At 69.4% G+C, this 232-nt stretch carries 1 protein-coding gene; it reads right to left on the bottom strand.

Going from position 1 to position 232, the window contains the following annotated elements:
- Nucleotides 1–222 (bottom strand): hypothetical protein (locus SB658_RS27875; RefSeq protein ID WP_410603831.1); only part of this gene is annotated, 222 nt, incomplete at its 3' end.
- Nucleotides 223–232: the final 10 nt, after the last annotated feature.

The raw sequence follows: 232 nt of genomic DNA, 5'->3' as shown, positions 1-232 counted from the left end.
GGAGTCCGCCGCGCCGCCGATGAAGGGTTCCGCGACGGCGAGAACCGTCGTCAGAGCGGCGCCGAGCCAGACCAGGAGCATGACGGGGTTGCGCCACTGCTCGCGCGGGTCGAGCTTGCGGACTGCGCCGGGGAGCGCGGCTCGGACCTGCTCCCAGGTGAACCCTCCGCGTTGGGCGGGTTTCGCCGCCGTTTCCGGACGGGTTTCGGTTGTCGTCGACATGATGTTTTAC

The sequence above is a fragment of the Bacillus sp. SIMBA_008 genome (assembly GCF_046535495.1).
GTDB lineage: Bacteria > Bacillota > Bacilli > Bacillales > Bacillaceae > Bacillus > Bacillus subtilis.
The sequence above is the reverse complement of the archived record's forward strand: the minus strand, read 5'-3'. Positions and strand labels throughout refer to the sequence as shown.